The organism is Atribacterota bacterium, assembly GCA_028717805.1.
GTDB lineage: Bacteria > Atribacterota > Phoenicimicrobiia > Phoenicimicrobiales > Stramentimicrobiaceae > Stramentimicrobium.
On sequence record JAQUNC010000092.1, the window covers coordinates 1 to 2,544 of the forward strand.

Below are 2,544 nucleotides of genomic sequence, written 5' to 3' on the forward strand. Positions count from 1 at the left end.
TTAAAACATAGAGATCTTTCTTTGGAATTACTGTTTTGGTTGAGTATCCCGGGAAATTGAATAGGTAGTGGTCTAGCTATAAAAAATATTTAGCACTATAAATCTTATATTTCAAGACCTGACCCCCATCTCTCTTCCGAGAGTATTGAGGAGTCTTTCATAATCATCATCAGCAGAAAAGATGTTTTGCTGGTTGATGCCTCTTGTTATAATGTGGTAAATTCCAGTACTGCTTTTAATGCGGGCTGTTCTGGGCATAAGCAACTTCCTTTTAATCAAGATTACATAATAATATCTTAAATCATAACAAGAAAGCTGTCAAACAGAGAACCGTCCCCTGTATCATATTGGCTTTGCGATCAATCCTTCAACTGCAGTACTGCCAATATGATTAATTCTATCAATTTTACTTACACCAACAATTTTTTCAATTTTATCTTTTTCTTCTGAATACCATTCTTTATACTCGGGATTATGTTCACATAAGATAATGGGAAACAATTCCCAAAGTTCTTCTAAATTCATCTCAGATAATTTTTTTTCCATAAAAATCCTAACTTTACGAAGAAATAAAGAGGGTCAGTTCTCAACAGGCTGACCCTATTAATTACATTAATTGCTTCTATTGTTGACCATCTGCCTTAAATGCTTCGTGAAATATAACCTGTCCCTGGGGGATATTTCCATCAAATGATAGAACAAAGAAGACTTCCTGGGGAACACCATCGTAGGATAGTTCTTTAACATTCTTAAACCCAAATTGCCCGTAATACTTTGGATGTCCGACCAGACAACAACCTTTTGCCCTAAGAGATTTCAAACGTGACAAACCCTCATTTATCAGAGCCTTGCCAATTCCCTTGCGCTGAAAGTCTGGATGTACTGAAACCGGCCCTAATCCGTACCAGTCTTTTGTGCAGTCTGTCATTATAACTGGAGAAAAAGCAATGTGCCCTACCACACGGCCATTCAGCTCTGCTACCAATGATATGGATAAGGCTTTGGCTAACCTAAGTGCCTCAATAATAAACTGTTCAGTATGATTGCTGATTTCCATTTTTTCGAAAGCAGTAAAAGTTACATCGGAAATTTCCTGAAAATCACTTTCTTTTTCATCCCTGATTAACAAATTTTGTATCATTCTATCAATCCCTTTACTTTTCGTGTAATTTTTGTATTGTCAAACCGCACAAGTCACAAATACTCCTCTGGCCATATATTCTTATTTTGGCATAAAGATAATTTTTTGACTATCCCTGATTAAACAAATTATTCTATACCTGAATGTTGTTTTTCAATTATAGACCCAATTGTTTTTTTCTTATTGCAGACAAAGTTTCGTATAAAATTTATAATATCTGCAAATATAATATCATGCTTGAATTTTTTGTTATAATGTAAATAAATAAAGGGTTTTAGGTAAAATTAAATGCTCATGAAAAAAATCTATTTAATTTTAATGGTTGTTAGCTTGGCTCTGATTGGTTTTTCTTTACAAGAGTCTTTCTCTGAAGAGAATTCCTTAAAGATGTCCGTAAACTCTATTCATCAGAAGGATGATTTCTATAATATACAAGTTGAGTATCCCCGGTTTGCTGATGCAGGAGATGTTTTTAACGAGAAAATTTCCAACTTAATTGAAGGGAAAATAGAGAGTTTTAAAAAAGATGCCAGGTACAACTATGAAGCAAGAAGAGAAACCGCCTTGTCAGAGAATCCGCTTCCTGAACATCCCGAATATAAATTTGATGTTATTGGCTTTTGGGAGCCAGCACAGCTTAACAATAACTATATAAGTTTTGTTGTTCATTTGCATTATTTTGTTGGAGGAGCCCACGGAGCTACTGAGGTTCATGCTTTTAATTATGATTTAAAAGAGGAAAGAGAAATAACCTTGTTTGATTTTTTAAATTCTTCCCGGCAAAACTTTGAAAAATTAGCTGATTTGTCAAAACAGAAAGTATCCTTGCAGCTTGAAAATGAAGGTATTGAACTGGACAGCTTTTTAGAAAAAGTGATTGAGAGTGGGACAGAGCCAACCCAAGAAAACTATGGAGACTTCAATTTTAATTACAATTCATTGACCGTTTATTTCCAAAAATATCAGGTAGCTCCTGGTGTGGCAGGTCCGATAACAATTGTATTTTATGAGAATGAATTAGAAGAAAACTCCATAGATTCCCGCTACTTGGAGTAATTTTAAGTATTTTTTGTTTCTTGAGGATATAGAAGCTCTAAAGGTGGAAAAATCAAATAAGTCTTACGAGGGCAGCCGGCCTTCAGACAAGCCGCTTATGTCAAACAGGGGACGGTTCTCTGTGTTAGACTCTTCTAACCTCGTACAGAGTTAACCCTGTTAATCTAGATAACTGTCTTATGTCAAACAGGGGACGGTTCTCTGTGTCATGCTCTGATAATCTGATTCACCGTTAATCCAGTTAATCTGGAAAGCTGTCTCACCGAACAACTGTTTAATCCTTTGAGATAACTTAATACTTTTTTCTGGGTATCCGGGGTTGTATTGGATAAAGTTGCCAATTCTAG

The 2,544-nt window shown here is 35.3% G+C and carries 3 protein-coding genes and 1 pseudogene; 1 reads left to right on the forward strand and 3 read right to left on the reverse strand.

What is annotated here, in order from left to right; all coding sequences use genetic code 11:
• Nucleotides 1–111 precede the first annotated feature (111 nt).
• The 3 genes and pseudogenes from PHD84_10770 to PHD84_10780 all read right to left on the reverse strand — a co-directional run bounded on the left by PHD84_10770 (nucleotide 112) and on the right by PHD84_10780 (nucleotide 1,141).
• Nucleotides 112–258 carry a hypothetical protein gene (locus PHD84_10770; GenBank protein MDD5638278.1) on the reverse strand — a complete coding sequence of 49 codons (147 nt, stop codon included), beginning with the start codon at nucleotides 256–258 and terminating at the stop codon, nucleotides 112–114.
• A 90-nt stretch (nucleotides 259–348) separates the two neighbouring features.
• Nucleotides 349–546 (reverse strand): annotated as a pseudogene (locus PHD84_10775) (GrpB family protein).
• Nucleotides 547–622: 76 nt separating this feature from the next.
• Nucleotides 623–1,141, reverse strand: coding sequence for an N-acetyltransferase (locus tag PHD84_10780; GenBank protein MDD5638279.1), 519 nt, complete (start codon nucleotides 1,139–1,141; stop codon nucleotides 623–625).
• A gap of 294 nt (nucleotides 1,142–1,435) precedes the next feature.
• On the opposite strand from PHD84_10780, the gene PHD84_10785 reads away from it, so the two are divergent.
• A complete protein-coding gene (locus tag PHD84_10785; protein ID MDD5638280.1) occupies nucleotides 1,436–2,197 on the forward strand; it encodes a DUF4163 domain-containing protein in 762 nt (253 codons plus the stop codon).
• Nucleotides 2,198–2,544: the final 347 nt, after the last annotated feature.